Annotated in this window: 16 protein-coding genes; 3 read left to right on the plus strand and 13 right to left on the minus strand. The window is 31.8% G+C overall.

What is annotated here, in order from left to right; translation table 11 throughout:
- Positions 1 to 83 precede the first annotated feature (83 nt).
- From CCORG_RS04540 to CCORG_RS09135, 12 genes are read right to left on the minus strand one after another with little or no spacing between them, the layout of a single operon-like run.
- The gene (locus CCORG_RS04540) at positions 84 to 3098 is read right to left on the minus strand and encodes a type I restriction endonuclease subunit R (protein ID WP_025803436.1); all 3015 of its coding nucleotides are present in this window, start codon (positions 3096 to 3098) and stop codon (positions 84 to 86) included.
- Between the two features lie 2 nt (positions 3099 to 3100).
- Complete coding sequence (locus CCORG_RS04545; protein ID WP_172658552.1) at positions 3101 to 4342, minus strand: restriction endonuclease subunit S; 1242 nt, start codon at positions 4340 to 4342, stop codon at positions 3101 to 3103.
- Positions 4343 to 4359: 17 nt separating this feature from the next.
- Positions 4360 to 4602 (minus strand): DUF2442 domain-containing protein, encoded by a 243-nt coding sequence (locus CCORG_RS04550; RefSeq protein WP_025803435.1) that lies wholly within the window; start codon positions 4600 to 4602, stop codon positions 4360 to 4362.
- Positions 4583 to 4813, minus strand: a complete 231-nt coding sequence (locus tag CCORG_RS04555) for a DUF4160 domain-containing protein (RefSeq protein WP_025803434.1) — start codon at positions 4811 to 4813, stop codon at positions 4583 to 4585. Before CCORG_RS04555 ends, CCORG_RS04550 begins: the two co-directional genes overlap by 20 nt.
- A gap of 41 nt (positions 4814 to 4854) precedes the next feature.
- Complete coding sequence (locus tag CCORG_RS04560) at positions 4855 to 6414, minus strand: type I restriction-modification system subunit M (protein ID WP_025803433.1); 1560 nt, start codon at positions 6412 to 6414, stop codon at positions 4855 to 4857.
- A 26-nt stretch (positions 6415 to 6440) separates the two neighbouring features.
- Positions 6441 to 7184: an urease accessory protein UreD gene (locus CCORG_RS04565; RefSeq protein WP_025803432.1), complete on the minus strand. Its 744-nt coding sequence runs from the start codon at positions 7182 to 7184 to the stop codon at positions 6441 to 6443.
- Positions 7181 to 7795, minus strand: coding sequence for an urease accessory protein UreG (ureG, locus tag CCORG_RS04570; RefSeq protein WP_025803431.1), 615 nt, complete (start codon positions 7793 to 7795; stop codon positions 7181 to 7183). Before ureG ends, CCORG_RS04565 begins: the two co-directional genes overlap by 4 nt.
- A 20-nt stretch (positions 7796 to 7815) precedes the next feature.
- The gene (locus tag CCORG_RS04575; protein ID WP_025803430.1) at positions 7816 to 8484 is read right to left on the minus strand and encodes an urease accessory protein UreF; all 669 of its coding nucleotides are present in this window, start codon (positions 8482 to 8484) and stop codon (positions 7816 to 7818) included.
- A gap of 23 nt (positions 8485 to 8507) precedes the next feature.
- Positions 8508 to 8981 carry an urease accessory protein UreE gene (locus CCORG_RS04580; RefSeq protein WP_025803429.1) on the minus strand — a complete coding sequence of 158 codons (474 nt, stop codon included), beginning with the start codon at positions 8979 to 8981 and terminating at the stop codon, positions 8508 to 8510.
- A 9-nt stretch (positions 8982 to 8990) separates the two neighbouring features.
- The gene (gene ureC / locus CCORG_RS04585) at positions 8991 to 10706 is read right to left on the minus strand and encodes an urease subunit alpha (RefSeq protein ID WP_025803428.1); all 1716 of its coding nucleotides are present in this window, start codon (positions 10704 to 10706) and stop codon (positions 8991 to 8993) included.
- A gap of 7 nt (positions 10707 to 10713) precedes the next feature.
- On the minus strand, positions 10714 to 11028 hold the full coding sequence (gene ureB, locus CCORG_RS09130; protein WP_025803427.1) for an urease subunit beta: 315 nt from the start codon (positions 11026 to 11028) through the stop codon (positions 10714 to 10716).
- 13 nt (positions 11029 to 11041) lie between these two features.
- Entirely contained in the window at positions 11042 to 11344 is a 303-nt protein-coding gene (locus CCORG_RS09135) for an urease subunit gamma (protein ID WP_025803426.1), read from the minus strand.
- Between the two features lie 399 nt (positions 11345 to 11743).
- Between CCORG_RS09135 and CCORG_RS04600 the strand changes: the two genes are divergently transcribed.
- Positions 11744 to 12580: an OmpH family outer membrane protein gene (locus CCORG_RS04600; RefSeq protein WP_172658554.1), complete on the plus strand. Its 837-nt coding sequence runs from the start codon at positions 11744 to 11746 to the stop codon at positions 12578 to 12580.
- A 55-nt stretch (positions 12581 to 12635) separates the two neighbouring features.
- On the opposite strand, the gene CCORG_RS04605 is transcribed toward CCORG_RS04600, so the two are convergent.
- The gene (locus CCORG_RS04605) at positions 12636 to 15221 is read right to left on the minus strand and encodes an ATP-dependent Clp protease ATP-binding subunit (RefSeq protein ID WP_025803424.1); all 2586 of its coding nucleotides are present in this window, start codon (positions 15219 to 15221) and stop codon (positions 12636 to 12638) included.
- Between the two features lie 298 nt (positions 15222 to 15519).
- On the opposite strand from CCORG_RS04605, the gene CCORG_RS04610 reads away from it, so the two are divergent.
- Entirely contained in the window at positions 15520 to 16794 is a 1275-nt protein-coding gene (locus CCORG_RS04610) for a S41 family peptidase (protein ID WP_081755095.1), read from the plus strand.
- Entirely contained in the window at positions 16791 to 17504 is a 714-nt protein-coding gene (purC, locus tag CCORG_RS04615) for a phosphoribosylaminoimidazolesuccinocarboxamide synthase (RefSeq protein WP_025803422.1), read from the plus strand. The genes CCORG_RS04610 and purC overlap by 4 nt, the downstream gene beginning before the upstream one ends.
- Position 17505: the final 1 nt, after the last annotated feature.

The raw sequence follows: 17505 nt of genomic DNA on the forward strand, positions 1-17505 counted from the left end.
AAATTTCTAACTATTTTACTGAAATAAAAAGCCTACCTAATAACTTTTTTCGGCTATTTTCAAGTTCGTTTATAACTTCCACGCTAAATCCCCACAAAAATTTCAACTATTTTTTTAATTTTTTCTAAAATTCCTAGTTTTTTCTTTTGCCTTTCTCCCCCACGCCTTGAAACAACTGGCATTATCTCATCTATCCATGTTCCATTTTCATCAACAAAACCTTTTTTTATCGCACTTTCGATGAGTTTTTTTGGACTGCTTATATTGTTTTGTAAGTTCTCATTTTCTATTAAATTTTTAATCTCTTTATCTTTTTTACCTTTTGCAAATGTATAAAAGCTTTCTAAAATTTCACTTTTTTCTTTTAGTTTTTTAATGTCTTGTTTTTCTAAAAACTCCATTATTAAGCTCTCTTTTGCTCTTACATCAAGGCTTGATCTAATCATTCTTTTAATGTCTGATTTGATGATATTTGGATCTTCGTTTTGCTGTGTTTTTTCTAAAATCAAAGCTAAAATATAATCCAAATTTATCTCATCAGTTTTTAAAAGTTCTATCTCAAAAGTAACATCGCTAAAATCAACCTTTTCTTTTGTATTTTCTAAAACTAAATCAGAGTTTTTATTTTTATAAACTTCATCTTTTATCTCGATATATGCACTTTTTAAATCCTGCATAAAACGCTCATCTATGGGACTTTCAAAAGTGCTAAACTCATCGTAATTTTTTAAGATATTTTCTGTTTTTAAAATCTCACCAAAAAGCTGTGCAAATTCCTTTTTATCACTATCAAAAATGATATTTGTAGGATCAGGAAATTTAGTCAGCATCTCATCACATAAAGCCTTAAATCCTTTAAACTCAACCCCATCATCAGCGTATCCATTTATATACTCTTCATAGCTTTTTTCTAAAATCACATTTAAGCTATTTTCATCGCCAAAAACTCTAATCGATTCTTTTGTCGCCTCTTCTAAATCTCTAAAACAAACTATATTTCCAAAAGTTTTGACGCTGTTTAAAATGCGATTTGTCCTAGAAAATGCTTGTAAAAGTCCGTGATAGCGTAAGTTTTTATCCACAAAAAGCGTGTTTAAAGTTGGAGCGTCAAAGCCAGTTAAAAACATACCAACAACTATTAAAAGATCAATCTCTTTATCTTTAACCCTTTTTGATAAATTTTCATAATACCCCTCAAAGCCTTTTGAATCGGTGCTAAAATTTGTCCTAAACTCAGCGTTATACTCTTTTATAACTTCGTCTAAAAACTCTTTTGATGATAAGTCCATTAAATTTAGGTCAAATTTCTCATCTAAAATCTCACCTTTTGCACTTTGTGTTTCATTTTGCGAAAAACTAAAAATAGTAGCGATTTTTAGCTTTTTATCATCTTTTAACTCATCAATTTGCTTTTTAAGTTCAGTATAGTAAATTTTTGCAGCTTCTACGCTTTGGACTGCAAACATCGCATTAAAGCCCTTTAAACGCTTATCTTTGATGTTATAAATTTCATTTCTATGAGTTTTTGTATCATAAACTTTTAAAATATGACTTACTACTTCGCTAATCCTCTCTGGGTGAAGTAAAAGCTTGTTTTCATATTTTTTAAGTTCATCTAAATTTTGCTCTTTTTCAATATCTTTAAATTTAGGCGATAAATTTATATAATCCACCTTAAATTTAAGCACTTTTTCATCTCTAATCGCATCAGTTATAACATAACTATGAAGCTGCGTTCCAAAAACCCCAGCTGTAGTTTGCGTCCCAAGGGCGTTATCTACGAAAATCGGCGTTCCTGTAAAGCCAAATTGATAATATTTTTTAAAATGCTTTGTTATGTTTTTTTGTGCTTCGCCAAATTGCGATCTATGGCACTCATCAAAGATCAAAACGCAGTGTTTATCGTAAATTTCGTGATTTTTATTTTGTTTTATAAACTCATTTAGTTTTTGTATCGTGGTTACGACGATTTTATCATCGCTTTTTTCAAGATTTTTTTTAAGCTCTTTTGTATTTACACTTCCATTTATGCTATTTTTTTGAAAACTTTCATATTCTTTTTTTGTTTGATAGTCTAAATCTTTCCTATCAACCACAAATAAAACTTTATCGATAAAATCAAGCTTTGTAGCGAGATTTGAAGTTTTAAAAGAAGTTAGCGTTTTTCCACTTCCAGTTGTGTGCCACACAAAACCACCTGCTTCAACGCTGCCAAATTTTTTATTTTTATAGCCAATTTCTATTTTTCTTAAAATTCTCTCACTTGCTGCGATTTGATAAGGTCGCATTATTAAAAGCTCATTTGATGAGTTAAAAACGCAGTATTTTGTGAGAATTTCAAGTAAGACTTTCTTTTGAAAAAATGTCGCTGTGAAGTCTTTTAAATCGCTAATCGCCCTATTTTTCGCATCCGCCCACTCGCAAGTAAATTCATAATTATTTTTATTTCTTGCAGCTGTATTTGCGAAATATCTAGTAAAAGTCCCATTTGAAATGACAAAAATTTGAGCGTATTTATAGAGTGAGTTTTGAGAATTAAAGCTTTCTTTTGTGTATCTGTGGATTTGATTAAACGCTTCATTTAAGCTAACGCCTCGTTTTTTAAGCTCGATATGCACAAGTGGAAGTCCATTTACTAAAATACTTACATCGTAGCGATTTTGGTGCGTTCCAGTTTGTGAGATTTGATTTACAACTTGCAAATAATTTTTATGAATCTCTTTTTTATCGATTATTTTTATATTTTCTAGCTTTTCGTTATCAAATTTAAAGCTGTGTTGATGATCTATTTGGATTTTTCTTGTGGCATCGATAAAAGTATCATTTTGCTTATCTAAATACTCATATAAAAATCTCTCCCACTCACTTTGTGAGAATTTAACTCCGTTTAATCGCTCGATTTGAGTTTTTAAATTTGCTTTCATCTCATCTAAGTTTAAAAAACTAACCCTTTCATAGCCTTGAGTTTCCAAATCTTTTATAAATTCATTTTCTAAATCTTTTTCGCTTTGATAAGAAGTTGAATTTTTAGGAAGTTTTTCGTAGTTTGCAAGGACGATGAAATTATCTGATTCTATTATGGGCTTTGTTTCTTGCATTTTTAATCCTTTTTAAAATTTAAAAGTAAATTTCTATAATATTCATATTGTTTTTGCCTTAAATTTATCTCTTTTGGTAAGCCTTTTTCTAAATTTGATGAAATTTGGCTAAATTTATCTAAAATTTTAACTATTTTTTCTTGGATTTTTAGAGGTGGTAGTAGGATTTTGAAATTTTGCGTTGTTTCAATTGATATTTGTGGTAGTTTGCCGGTAATAGCTTTGTTTTTAAAATAATCAATATTGTTTTTAAGATAGTAATACAAAAATTTAATATTGAGAATATTATCATTTTTTGAGCCATAAGACCACATTTCATTTTTATGAGTAAATTTACCACTATAAAATTCAAAATCAATATTTCCACGCGATTTCACAATAACACTTGGTTTATCTATTATATTTTCTAAGCCAACTTCTGCCGTGCTTAATCTTGCCATTGTATTTCCACCTGCAAAAACCATAACTTCTGAATTTTCATTATGTAGTTTTTCCATTTGTCCAGCTGTAATTTTAATACCTTTATATCTTTCACAAATTTCACCTAGCATTTTTGTTTGTAGTCGCCCCCCCCCCGCAGCTTCTTGGCTAAATTTATAACACATTTTTTCTAAAAACTCTTTACTTAGTAATAAATCTCTGTAAAATTCATACTGCTTAGTGCGGAGCTGTAATTCGGTCTGTAATTCGGTCTGTAATTCGGTAGCATAATTTGTAAATTTGTCAAGGGTTTTGGCAATTTTTTCTTGAATTTCTAATGGTGGAATTGGGATTTTTATTTTCAATAAATCTCCCATATTTAAATGCATAATAGTAGTTCCATAAACACACTGCATTTTTTTATTTTCAAAACTATTACTATTTAAATAATACATTAGATAATCAGGCGATATATCATCGTTTAAAATCAAAGATACTGCATCTCCGCCAAGCAATGCGGAGTCCATTTTAAACACAGAAGCTTTTCCTATTTTTGCTTCTTTTGTTGTGCTAGATATTGGTAATAAGATATTATTTTTTATTATTTTTACAGATGATTTAACTTTTTTGGCATCTACATATGTTTCTATTGAATTTATATAATCACCATACACCGTATATAGTTCTCCATATAAAATAGCTGGCACACCACTATCTTTTTTATCTGATTTTCTTAAACCTTTTCCACGCTTTATCTCGCAAACTTCCCCCAACTTTCTCCACTCAACTTCTACATTTTGTAAAATTTCATCTATTTTATTCATCATAATTCTTTTTAAATTTATGCTGTTTTATTTGAGGTGTTGTAAAAAATCATACCCTCAACGCTTAATTGTAAATCCAAGCTTTCCCACTCTATACCTGTTTTATCACAGATAAAATGCCAATCTTTCATCTGCTTTATCGTAGCATTTAAAAACTCCTTATACCAACTAAGTGGAGTTGAGATAATTCTGCCATCATCTAACTCAACATTTAGATAAAACTCATCAAATTTAACATCTTTAGCCCTTAAAATACTCATCCCAAATCCTTATAAAATCATCTTTTTTCTTTTGTAAAATTTTTAGTGCAAATTTAAGGTCATTTCCTTTTAAACTACTAAAAACAACTTCTAAATTTTCTAAATTTATCTTTGCAAACTCATCGCCTTTTAAAATATGGATATGTTTTGGCTCATGTTCGTTTGAGTAAAAGAAAAATTTAAAACCATCTGTTTTTAATAATGTTGGCATAAAATTTCCCTTGTATTATATAAATAAATTTTTAACTTCATTCATAAAATTTCTATCTCTTTTACGATTTCATCTATTTGGCTTCGTAAATTTGAGATGTTTTTTACAACTTCGCTGATTTCTAAATTTAGCTTTTTTATATCTATTTTTTCTCTTAAATCCTCTTTTTCAACATAGCTTGAAACAGAGAGATTATACTCATTTTCTTTTATCTCATCAAAACTAACATATCTTGAAAAATACTCTTTATCACTTCTTTTATCAAACTCATCTAAAATTTTTTCTATATTTTCATCGCTTAAAATGTTGTTATTTGTCTCTTTTTTAAACTCATTTGAGGCATCTATAAATAAAATTTTATTATCTATTTTATTTTTTGCCATTACTAAGATGCAAGTTGCGATGCTTGTGCCAAAAAATAAATTTGATGGAAGCTGTATAATGGCATCTATGAAGTTGTTATCCACCAAATATTCGCGGATCGTTTTTTCAGCACCTTTTCTATAAAAAATCCCTGGAAAACAGACAATGGCGGCTCTTCCTTTGGACGAGAGATAGCTTAAAGAGTGCATAATAAAGGCAAAATCTGCGTAATTTTTAGGTGCTAAACGCCCAGCTGGTGCGTAGCGTTCGTCGTTTATTAAGGTTGGGTCATTATCACCGATCCATTTTATGCCATACGGCGGATTTGAAACGATCGCATCAAATGGCTTGTCGTTATTATGCAAAGGATTTAAAAGCGTGTCGCCTCTTTTAATGTTAAATTTATTATAGTTAATGTTGTGTAAAAACATATTCATTCTAGCCATATTATAAATCGTGATATTTATCTCTTGCCCAAAAAATCCATCTTCGATTTTGTTTTTATCAAATTGTTTTATAATTTGTAAAAGTAACGACCCACTCCCACACGCTGGATCATAGACTTTATTAATGCTTTCTTTTTTGTGCGTTACGATTTTTGCTAACAGCTTTGAAACGCTTTGTGGGGTGAAAAACTCGCCGCCTGATTTACCTGCATTACTTGCGTAATTTGAGATCAAAAACTCATACGCATCGCCAAAAGCGTCTATTTTATTATCTTCAAATTTGCCAAAATTTATCTCACTTATGCCTTGTAAAATTTTAACTAATCTTTCATTTTTTTCTTTTACGGTTGAGCCGAGGCGATTATTTGTAGTATCGATATCATCAAAAAGCCCTTTTATGTCATCTTCCGAGTCAAAACCTATGGCACTTTTTTCGATATTTTTAAAGATATTTGCTAAATTTGTGTTTAAATTTTCATTTTTTTTAGCGTTTTTTACGACATTTTCAAAAAGCTCACTTGGTAGGATAAAAAAGCCTTTTTCTTTTACCGTGCCAGGCTTGAAGTCTTGTAAGGCATCTTCGTCTGAAATTTTTGCATAATCAAACTCCAAATCCCCTGCAATTCGTTCGTTCTCATTAAAATAATCTCTTAAATTTTCACAAATAAATCTATAAAATAAAATTCCTAAAATGTATTGTTTAAAGTCCCAGCCATCAACAGCCCCACGCACATCATCAGCAACTTTCCAAATTTTTCTATGAAGTTCATCTCTTTGTAGTGTTTCACTCATTTAATTTCCTTAAAATTTTAAACAAATTATAACGAGTTTTGGTAATTATTTAAACTTTCTTTTAACTTATGAAGTTCTTTAATAGCCTTAAATTCGCTATTTGATAAAACTCTACATATCAAAATTTCATCACCCAATTTTGCACTGCTAATAACTAAATCATCACTTATAACATCATCAAATTTTGGCGTTTTAAAACCATAGCAAAACATAAAAAAGCTAAATTTAAACTCTTTAAAAATCCCAAAACTTTTTATCTCATCACCCAAAAAAGTCTTATCGCTAAAAATAAGCTTTTCATCAGCGTAAAAGTTATTTACCAAAAAAAGTTCGCTAAAACTAAAAAGCTTATCATCACTGCTATATCCACTACTTACGCCATCAATGTAGATAAGCTTTGAGTTTTTTTCTAAGTAAAAATCTGAAATTTGCCTAAATTTAGCATCTTCATAAGCTATCAAACTTAAATTTTCATAGTCTAAAAATGAGTTTTTTCCTAGATTAATTTTAGAGTTAAAAATGGCAAATTTACCGTCTTGAGTTTTATAGACTTTTTGATTTGATTGTGGTTTTATGGCTATTTTTGCACCATCTAAAAGAGTGATATTTTGCTTATATTTTTCACCACTTATTAGCCCACCACCTAAGGTTACTAAGTAGATAAACTCATCATTTAAAACCCTACTAGCTTTTAAGCAACCTTTGTTTTTATACTCTTTTAAGTAAGTAATCTCACCTTTTTTGGCAAAAGTTAAGCTTAGTTTATTCATCTTAAATCTTCAAACAAACACTCTTTTTTTATCCACTTTACAGCCTCATTTACGCCTTCATCTTTTTTTAAATTTGTAAAGAAAAATGGCTTATTTGTGCGAAAATTTTCAGTATCACTTTTCATCACAGCTAAATTTGCTCCAACAAAGGGCGCAAGATCAGTTTTATTTATGATAAAAAGATCTGATTTTATCATACCAGCGCCTGCTTTTCGTGGGATTTTCTCACCTTGCGCGACATCGATGATATAAATGCTAAAATTTACTAAATCAGGACTAAAAGTCGCAGCCAAATTATCCCCGCCACTTTCTAAAAAAATAAGGTCTAAATTTGGAAATCTTTGATTTAGCTCATCAATTGCTGAATAATTCATCGACGCATCTTCTCTAATTGCGGTGTGAGGGCAGCCGCCAGTTTCAACGCCGATGATTCTGCTTTCGTCTAAAACGCTATTTTTTGCCAAAAACTTAGCGTCTTCTTTTGTGTAAATGTCGTTTGTTATGACGCCAATTTCGTAAGTTTTACTCAAAACTCGGCTAAGTCTTTCAACAAGCAAGGTTTTTCCAGCTCCAACAGGACCGCCGACGCCTATAATTACAGGTTTTTTCATAATTTTTCCTTTAAATTTCTTTATGACATAAAAAGACGGAAATTTAGGCTTTCGTGCATTAAATTTCCAACTTCTAAGCCGCAAAATCCACAACCTAAAAATTCACTTTTAAAACTGCTTAAATTTAAGGCATTTTCGTAAATTTCATCAACTAAATCGTAGCTATTTTTTAATATTTTTTGAGTGGCGATTTGCCCCAAAGGAATAGATCTTGTGGCATTTGCGGCTAAATTTTTAATGTTTGAGAAAGTGTAGTTTTTTAAAACGCTTTTACTAAGATCAAATTCTTTACAAAACAGCCCAAAAACTAAGGCATTATGTCCGTGACATTTTTTAGATTTAATCAAATTTGCGTATTTTAAAAGCGAATTTGAGCTAAAAATTTCCAAAGTTTTAAGCGAGTTTTGAGCCATAAATTTATTTGCATTTCGCATCTCCAAACTTTGCGAACTTGCAAATAAAATCTCATCTAAATTTGTAATATCAAAGCCATCATACGCTAATAAAAAGCCCAAAGCATCGTTATATAAAAAGCTTTTTTTCATATAAATTTCAAGCCATTTTAAAAAACTTTTTTCATCATTTATTAAATTTAGCCGTAAAAAACTCTCAAAACCAAAGCTGTGCGAATATGCTCCATTTGGAAAAGCGTTATCAAAAATTTGAGAGATTAAAAGTTCTTTTTGCACCGAATTTCCCCTAAATTTCGCTCTTAATGGCTATGTTCTGCGTGCTTTAACGCAGTTTTTAAAACTCTTTTTGTTTTTATAAATTTAGCTTTTTGTGAAGTTAAAAACTCCTCTATCACGCTATCTGGCTCAATTATTATCAAATTTTCTTCAAAAATAGCAGGTGTGTGGCGATTTCCGATATTGTGCGCTAAAAAGCCCATTTCCTTTAAATTTGCAGGGTAAATTTCAAGCACATCAGTTGGTAAAATTTCTACAATAATAACACTATCATCAAAAATAGCTAAAATATCGCCATTTTTAAGCTCATTTTCCACGCTTATTCCAAGCTCGGTGCCGCTATTACTTTTAACTCTTAAAACTTTTTTAAGCCTATCATCATTTGAAATTTGAGCAAAATCAATCTTTTTTCCACTCAAATTTCCGCCCAAATTATCGCCTGATTTTCCGCTCAAATCAAAATCTTTTAAATTTCCTAAAATTTTATTTACTATCAAATTTAGCCCTTAAAACATAAAATATCTCTGCGTCATCGGAAGACTTTCAAACGGCTCTGTATAAACAAACTCGCCATTTACATAAACTTTATAAGTTTGTGGATCGACTGAAATTTCAGGCGTTAAATTGTTTAATTTTAAATCCGTTTTTAAGACATTGTTGCAGTTACTTACAGGTAAAATTATCTTTTTTAGCCCATATTTTTTGCCGATATCAAGCTCATACGCACTTTTGCTAACAAAACTAAAACAAGTCTTATGCACCGCTTCGCCCATTGCCCCAAACATAAGTCTAAACTCATTTGGCTGAGGCGTTGGGATACTTGCGTTGCTATCGCCCATTTGTGATAGAGCTATCATTCCACCTTTTAAAACCATCTTTGGTTTTATACCAAAAAACTTTGGATCCCATAAAACTAAATCAGCAAATTTACCAACTTCCACACTTCCAACATATGAGCTAATTCCTGCTGCGATTGCTGGATTTATGGTGTATTTTGCGATATATCTTTTTATCCTTTCGTTATCACAAAACTCGCTATCGCCCTCTAAACTTCCCCTTTGAATTTTCATCTTATGAGCACATTGCCAAGTTCTTAAAACCATCTCGCCAATCCTACCCATAGCTTGAGAATCACTACTCATTATCGCCATTACGCCCATATCGTGAAGCACATCTTCTGCACCAATTGTCTCAGCTCTAATCCTACTATCAGCAAAAGCAACATCTTCAGGGACATTTTTATCTAAGTGATGACAAACCATAAGCATATCAAGGTGTTCTTCAATTGTATTATTAGTAAATGGCATCGTTGGGTTTGTACTTGCTGGAAGTATGTTTTTAAGTCCAGCTAGTTTTATGATATCAGGGGCGTGTCCGCCACCAGCACCTTCTGTGTGAAAAGTGTGAATCGTTCGTCCATTAATTGCTTTAATAGTATCTTCCACAAATCCAAACTCATTTAAAGTATCAGTGTGAAGTCCAACGCTTATATCAAATTTTTGCGAAGCCTCAAGTGAGAAATTTATAGCTGATTTTGTAGCACCCCAGTCTTCATGGACTTTTAGTCCAGCTGCACCAGCTAAAATTTGCGCTTCATTTACGCCTAAATTTGCCCCACTTCCTTTGCCATAAAGTCCGATATTTATCGGCAAATCATCAACTCCTTGAAGCATTCTTTCTATATTAAAAGCTCCTGGAGTTACGGTTGTGGCTTTGCTGCCATCAGCTGGTCCTGTTCCACCACCAAAGAGAGTCGTTACGCCATTACACAAAGCCTCTTTTACTTGATCTGGGTTTATAAAATGTATATGAGTATCTATCCCACCAGCTGTTACGATAAGTCCCTCAGCACTAATAACTTCTGTGCTAACTCCAACGATAAAATCAACTCCGTCCATCGTGCTATCATTTCCGCCATTTCCAATATAAGCAATCTTTCCATCTTTTATGCCGATGTCTGCTTTATAAATGCCGGTATAATCAATAATTAAAGCGTTTGTGATGATTAAATCCACCACTTTTGGCTCACCTCTTAAAAGTATCGCATTTTGTCCCATTCCATCTCTTAATGTCTTTCCACCGCCAAATTTTGCCTCTTCACCGTATGGAATTAAGCTTTTCTCAACTCTTGCAAAAAGTTCTGTATCAGCTAGACGAACGCTATCGCCTGTTGTGATGCCAAACATCGAAGCGTAATTTTTCCTTGAAATTTTAAAACTCATTTTTTCCTCACTTCTTATCTAAAAAACCATCGACTAAATTATTTAAACCATAAACTTCTCTTTTTCCGCCGATGTCAATTAAACTAATCTCTTTTTCAACGCCTGGTTCAAACCTAACAGCCGTTCCAGAGGCGATATCAAGCCTTTTGCCATAAGCTTTTTCTCTATTAAACTCTAAAAACTCATTTACTTCATAAAAATGAAAATGAGACCCAACTTGGATCGCTCTGTCGCCTCTGTTTTTTACAACTAAATTTATAGCCGTTTTTCCTTCATTACAAACTATATCGCCGTTTGCAAAAATGTATTCTCCTATTTTCAAAACATTTTCCTTTTTAAATAATTGGTTTATGAAGTGTGACAAGCTTTGTGCCGTCTTTAAAAGTAGCTTCAACTTGAACTTCATCTATCATCAAAGCCACGCCCTCCATCAAATCCTCACTTTTTAAAACCTCTCTACCACTTTGCATTAGCTCAACGACACTTTTTCCCTCTCTTGCGCCTTCAAGTATAAAGTCACTTAGTATCGCCATAGCTTCTGGATAGTTTAGTTTTAGCCCTTTTTCCTTTCGTTTTCTAGCCACAGATGCAGCGTAGCTAATAAGCAGTTTTTCATGCTCTCTTGGAGTAAAAATCATAATTTCCCTTTTAAAAATGTGATTAAAAAATAAAATAAGACTATTATATCATAAATAAAATAAAAAGCTAGTTTATATAAGTTTTATTAAATGTATTTAGGGTTTAAATCATTCATTATTCGTTGTAGTTAGTATATAAATTACACTTGTTGTGGTTTAAATTAAATTCTGAGCTTGAATCTAAATTTAATAGTTAGTTTTTAAATAGTTTAAAATTTAGAATATAAAGAAATTTATTAAAGATAGTGAATTAAAAAATACAAAAGTAAGATTTATTTCTTAAAATTTGCCCTAAAACTATATAATTTGTAGTTGATTTATGGAGAATATGCAGAATTTATATTGATTTTATTATCTTTTTGTTATAATCATAGCCTATCTATATAATAAAGGATTACTATGAAAAGAAAATGGGGGGGGGTTCTAACTCTTAGCTTTATTTTGGTCGGTTGTGGAGAAAATAATATTGATATAGTTAAAAACTATACCTTTCCTAATATAAAAACTATGACCATTGGGACAGCTATAGGGACATTTGATGAGTGCCAAAGCGTTAAATGGAAAGATGAAAGTAACGAAGCTCAAAAAATAGTAAGTGCAACTTGCGTGGTAAAACCTGAAATTTTAAAAGCTGAATATGAAACAGAAATTGCTAAGCTACAAAAAGAAAAAGATGAATATAAAGCTGAGTTTGATAAAGCAAAAGATGAGTTTGAAAAACGATACAAGGAAGCGGAACAAAAAGCACTAAATAGTTTTAAGGCTGATAGACAAAGAGAACTTGATTGGGCTGTTACTTGGGGTAATTGGCCAAAAGATACAGGCACCACGGAAGATGATGTTTGGGAGCTTTATGATGAGTTTTGTAAAGATAAAAAATTTTGTGATAATGATGGGCTATCTACTAAGATTCAATATAAATATAAATTAGGCAAAAATACAAATAAAGAAGAGCGTATGATAAAATCTATCAATAATCTCAAAAAAGAGATGGATAAAGAATTTTCTCCTGAAAACTACAATATGCCAAAATTTATAGAACCAGTTAAAATGTTTGGGAGAGATCTAAACCAAACAATTGAACCTATAAGCTCTCGTTCTTATAAATTTGAGTTTTTTGTAAATACGGATAAAACTGTGGAATTTAAAGATGAGTATATAATAGAAAATGGTCTAGCTGAAAAATCAGGTGGATTTGGTAAAGGAAGAATTTTATCTAAATTTTACAAAAGATAGATAATCTCTATAGTCAAGTAAGGGGCAAACTGCCCCACTAATTTTAATTATGTGCTTATTCACGCACTAAAATTTTTATCTTCTCATCATCAGCATCTATATAAATTTCATCGCCACTTTTTATCTCATCTTTTAGTATCATCTCAGCTATTTCATCCTCTACTAACTCATACATCGCCCGTCTTAGCGGTCTTGCACCAAACTCAGGGTCATATCCAACACTTGCGATTAACTTTTTAGCGTTATCGCTTAAATTTGCCTTAATCTCTCTATCTAGCAGTTTTTTGTTTAAAGCTTCAAACATAATATCAACTATTTTTACTAAATTTTCCTCTTTTAAAGGATTAAAGACGATGATATCATCAAGCCTGTTTAAAAACTCAGGCTTAAAATACCCTTTTAAAGCCGTTTTAACTAAGGCATCACGCTTATCTTTATCTGAGCCAAACTGCATAATCTCACTTGATGCGATATTTGAAGTTAAAATAATAATTGTATTTTTAAAATCAACCACAACGCCCTTATTATCAGTTGCCCTACCATCATCAAGTATTCCAAGTAAGATATTAAAAACATCTTTATGAGCCTTTTCTATCTCATCAAAAAGTAGCACTGAGTAAGGCTTTCTTCTAACTGCTTCGCTTAACTGCCCACCCTCGTCATATCCAACATATCCAGGAGGTGCTCCAAGCAGCCTTGAAACGCTGTGACGCTCCATATACTCACTCATATCAAACCTAATCATCGCCTTTTCATCATCAAATAAAAACTTAGCCAAAGCTTTAGCACTCTCTGTTTTTCCAACTCCAGTTGGACCTAAGAATAAAAAGCTACCTATCGGGCGATTCGCACTTGAAAGCCCTGCTTTATTTCGCTTAATAGCCCTTGCAAGTGCGTGAAGTGCTGCGTCTTGCCCTACAACGCTTTGTTTTAAATGCTCTTCAATGTGGAGGTATTTTTCTTTTTCGCTTGTTAGCATTTTTGTAACACTTATACCTGTCCATTTGCTTAAAATTCCAGCTACTAAATTTTCATCAACTTCATTTTTTAAAAGCGTTCCATTTTCTTGCATTTTATTCCACTTTTCTTCAAGCGATTTAATTTCGTTTTGTTTATTAGGAATTTTGCCATATTCTATCTCAGCGGCCTTATTTAGATCGCCATTTCTCCTAGCAAGTTCGGCTTCATTTTTTAAACTATCAACGCTTTTTTTAGCCTCGCTAATAGAACTAAATACCTTTTTTTCGTTTTCAAACTGCGAATTTAAGGCGTTTTTATTTTCGTTTAAATTTGCAAGTTCTTTTTCTATCTCATTAAGTCTGGTTTGATTTTTTTCTTTATCTTCCATTTTTAAGGCCTCTTTTTCAACTTGCAAAGTGATAATCTCTCTTTTTATCTTTGCTAACTCAAAAGGCTCGCTTTCTATTTGCATTTTAAGCTCAGCCGCTGCTTCATCGATCAAATCAATCGCCTTATCAGGTAAAAACCTGCCTGAAATATACCTATCACTTAGCTTTGCAGCCGAAACCAAAGCACTATCAGTTATGCTAACATTGTGATGAACTTCAAGCTTTTCTTTAATTCCTCTTAAAATTTGAATCGCTTCATTTACACTTGGTTCGCCCACATTTACAGGCTGAAAACGCCTTTGTAAGGCTGCATCTTTTTCAAAGTATTTTCTATACTCTTTTAAAGTAGTTGCTCCTATCATATGAAGCTCACCTCTTGCAAGTGCTGGCTTTAGGATGTTTGCCGCGTCCATTGAGCCCTCACTTGCTCCAGCTCCAACGATTGTGTGAATTTCATCGATAAATAAAATCACATTTTTAGCCTTTATTACTTCATCAATCACAGCTTTTAATCTATCTTCAAACTCGCCTCTATACTTTGCTCCTGCGATTAATGCACTCATGTCAAGGGCGATTAATTTTTTATTTGCAAGGCTTGTTGGAACATCGTTTTTTACTATTTTTTGTGCTAAGCTTTCTACAATCGCTGTTTTTCCAACACCTGGTTCGCCTAGTAAGATAGGATTATTTTTTGTTTTTCGTATTAAAATTTGCATAACTCTTTGAAGCTCTTCATCTCGTCCGATGACTGGATCAAGCTTTCCTTCTCTTGCTTTATCAGTTAAGTCAATTCCAAATTTTGCTAAGCTATCCATCGTCTCATCAGCAGTTTTTGAATCAATTTTCCTGCCACTTCTTAAAAGCTCAAGCTCTTTTTTAAACTCGTTTAAATCTATAAATTTGCTTAAAATTTCATTTATCGACTGAGTATTTAAATTTGCTAAAAGCCAGGTATCAATGGCTATAAAACTATCTCCAAGCTTTGTCATGAGCCCTTTTGCGTTTTCAAATGAGTTTAATAAATCTCTACTTATTTTAAGATTATCTTTACTTACATTTGAAGATGTTGGTAAATTTGAGATTTTTGATTTTATCTCTAAATTTAAGGCCTCTTTTGAAATGCTAAATTTATTTAAAATTTGATTTAGCAAAGAGCCACTATCAGTGCTTAAAGCCCAAAGCATATGAAGTGGCATAACTTCACTATTTTTAGAGTGAAGTGCCAAAGATAGCGAACTTTCAAGCACTCCTCTAAGCTGATCTGTTAAAATTTCAAATACATTACTACTCATCTTTTTTCCTTTTAATTTTATAATGGTTGTATTATATAACTTTAGTGTGTTAATGTCAAGTTTTATAATAAAATATTTTTAACTTTAAGAAATAAAATAAATTTTAGCTTAAAAATTTGATGAAAATTTTATAAAACAGGATAAACTTAAAAGAGTATAAATTACTATAAATTTCGCATTATTAAGCCCAAAATTCAGATAAATGTGATAAAATACCTGCTCAACTTAATAACGGAGACAATATTTGATAAAAAATAGAGTATTTATAAAATTTAGCTCTTGCTTGATTTCCTTATTGATGGTAGCAAGCTTAAGTGCAAATGAAGTAAAAAAAGATATTAAAAAACCAGACACAGAAGAGACAAAATTAGAAAGCCTTGCAAAATTTACAAGAGTTATAGCAACTGTAGAGAGCAACTATGCTGATGATCTTACTTTTTCAGAAATAATAAACAAAGCAATAGCAGGACTTATGACAAACCTTGATGCTCACTCTGCTTATCTTGATGAGAAGGCATTTAAAGATACGAAGGTCCAAACAGAAGGCGAATTTGGCGGACTTGGCATAACTGTTGGCATGAAAGATGGAGCTTTAACTGTTGTAGCACCCATTGAGGGAACTCCTGCTGATAAAGCTGGAATTAAATCAAACGATGTTATTTTAAGAATCGATGGTAACGCAACTTTAGGCATAACCCTTGAAGAAGCAGTTAGCAAAATGCGTGGAAAACCAAAAACACCTATAACTATCACAATTTACAGAAAAGGTGAGCCAAAGCCATTTGATGTAAATATCATAAGAGATATTATAAAAGTTGAGTCTGTTTATGCTAAAGAGATAGAAGATGAAGATGTGCTTTACTTAAGAGTTACAAATTTTGACCAAAAAGTTACGAAAGAAACCGCTAAATTTATCACAAAATATAAAGACAAAAAGGGTATAATCCTAGATCTTAGAAACAATCCTGGTGGACTTTTAGATCAAGCTATCGGTTTAACAAATATTTTTGTAGAAAGTGGCGTTATCGTATCTCAAAAAGGGCGCGATGAAAAAGAAAATATAGAGTACAAAGCCCAAAAAAATAGTAAGATAACCGACTTACCACTTGTAGTTTTAGTAAATGGCGGAAGTGCAAGTGCAAGCGAGATCGTAAGTGGGGCTTTACAAGATCTAAAAAGAGCTGTAGTTGTTGGAGAAAATACCTTTGGAAAAGGTAGCGTTCAAGTTATACTTCCACTATCTGAAAAAGAAGCTATAAAAATGACAATAGCGAGGTATTACTTACCAAGTGGCAGAACTATACAAAATACTGGCGTAGAGCCTGATATCATAGTATTTCCAGGAAATGTTCCAAATGATGAAAGTACATTTAATATAAAAGAGTCAGATCTTAAACTGCACTTAGAAAGTGAGCTAGAAAAGATCGGTGACAATAACAAAACAGTACAAAATAGTGATAATAATGGCACGAAAAAAGAGTTGATCACAAAAACTGATCTATACAAAGATATTCAGCTTAAAACAGCTGTTGATACGCTAAAAGTACTAAATCTTACAAAGGGTAAAAAATGACAAAAAACGAAATGATTTACGAAGGTAAAGCTAAAAAGATGTGGAGCACAAAAGAGTGTGAGGATTATTTAATAGTTGAGTTTAAAGACTCTTTAACTGCTTTTAATGGCGAAAAAAAGTCAGAGGAAGTTGGAAAAGGTGCTTTAAATAACAAAATTAGTACAGAGATATTTCACTTACTAGAGAAAAATTACATTAAGACTGCTCTTGTTGAGATGATTGATGACAATCATCAGCTTGTTAAAAAAGTAGATATTATTCCACTTGAAGTTATCGCAAGAAATATCGCAACTGGCAGCCTTACAAAACGCCTTGGCATAAAAGATGGTACGGTGCTTCCATTTACTTTAGTTGAGTTTTGTTATAAAGATGATGATTTAGGTGATCCCATATTAAACGATGAGCACGCATTGATACTTAAAGCAGTAAAAGATCAAAGTGAGCTTGACTATTTAAAGGCTGAAATTCGTAAAATTAATGAAATTTTAAAAGATTTCTTTGCTAAAAAAGGATTAAAGTTAGTTGATTTCAAGATTGAATTTGGTAAAGATAAAGATGGAAATATACTTCTAGCTGATGAGATAAGCCCTGATAGTTGCAGATTTTGGGATATGGAAACTAACGAAAAACTTGATAAAGATAGATTCAGACAAGGACTTGGTGGTGTAAAAGTCGCTTATGAAGAAGTTTTAAAAAGAATTTTAAGCTAGG

Origin of the sequence: Campylobacter corcagiensis (assembly GCF_013201645.1) — a bacterium.
Taxonomy (GTDB): Bacteria; Campylobacterota; Campylobacteria; order Campylobacterales; family Campylobacteraceae; genus Campylobacter_B; species Campylobacter_B corcagiensis.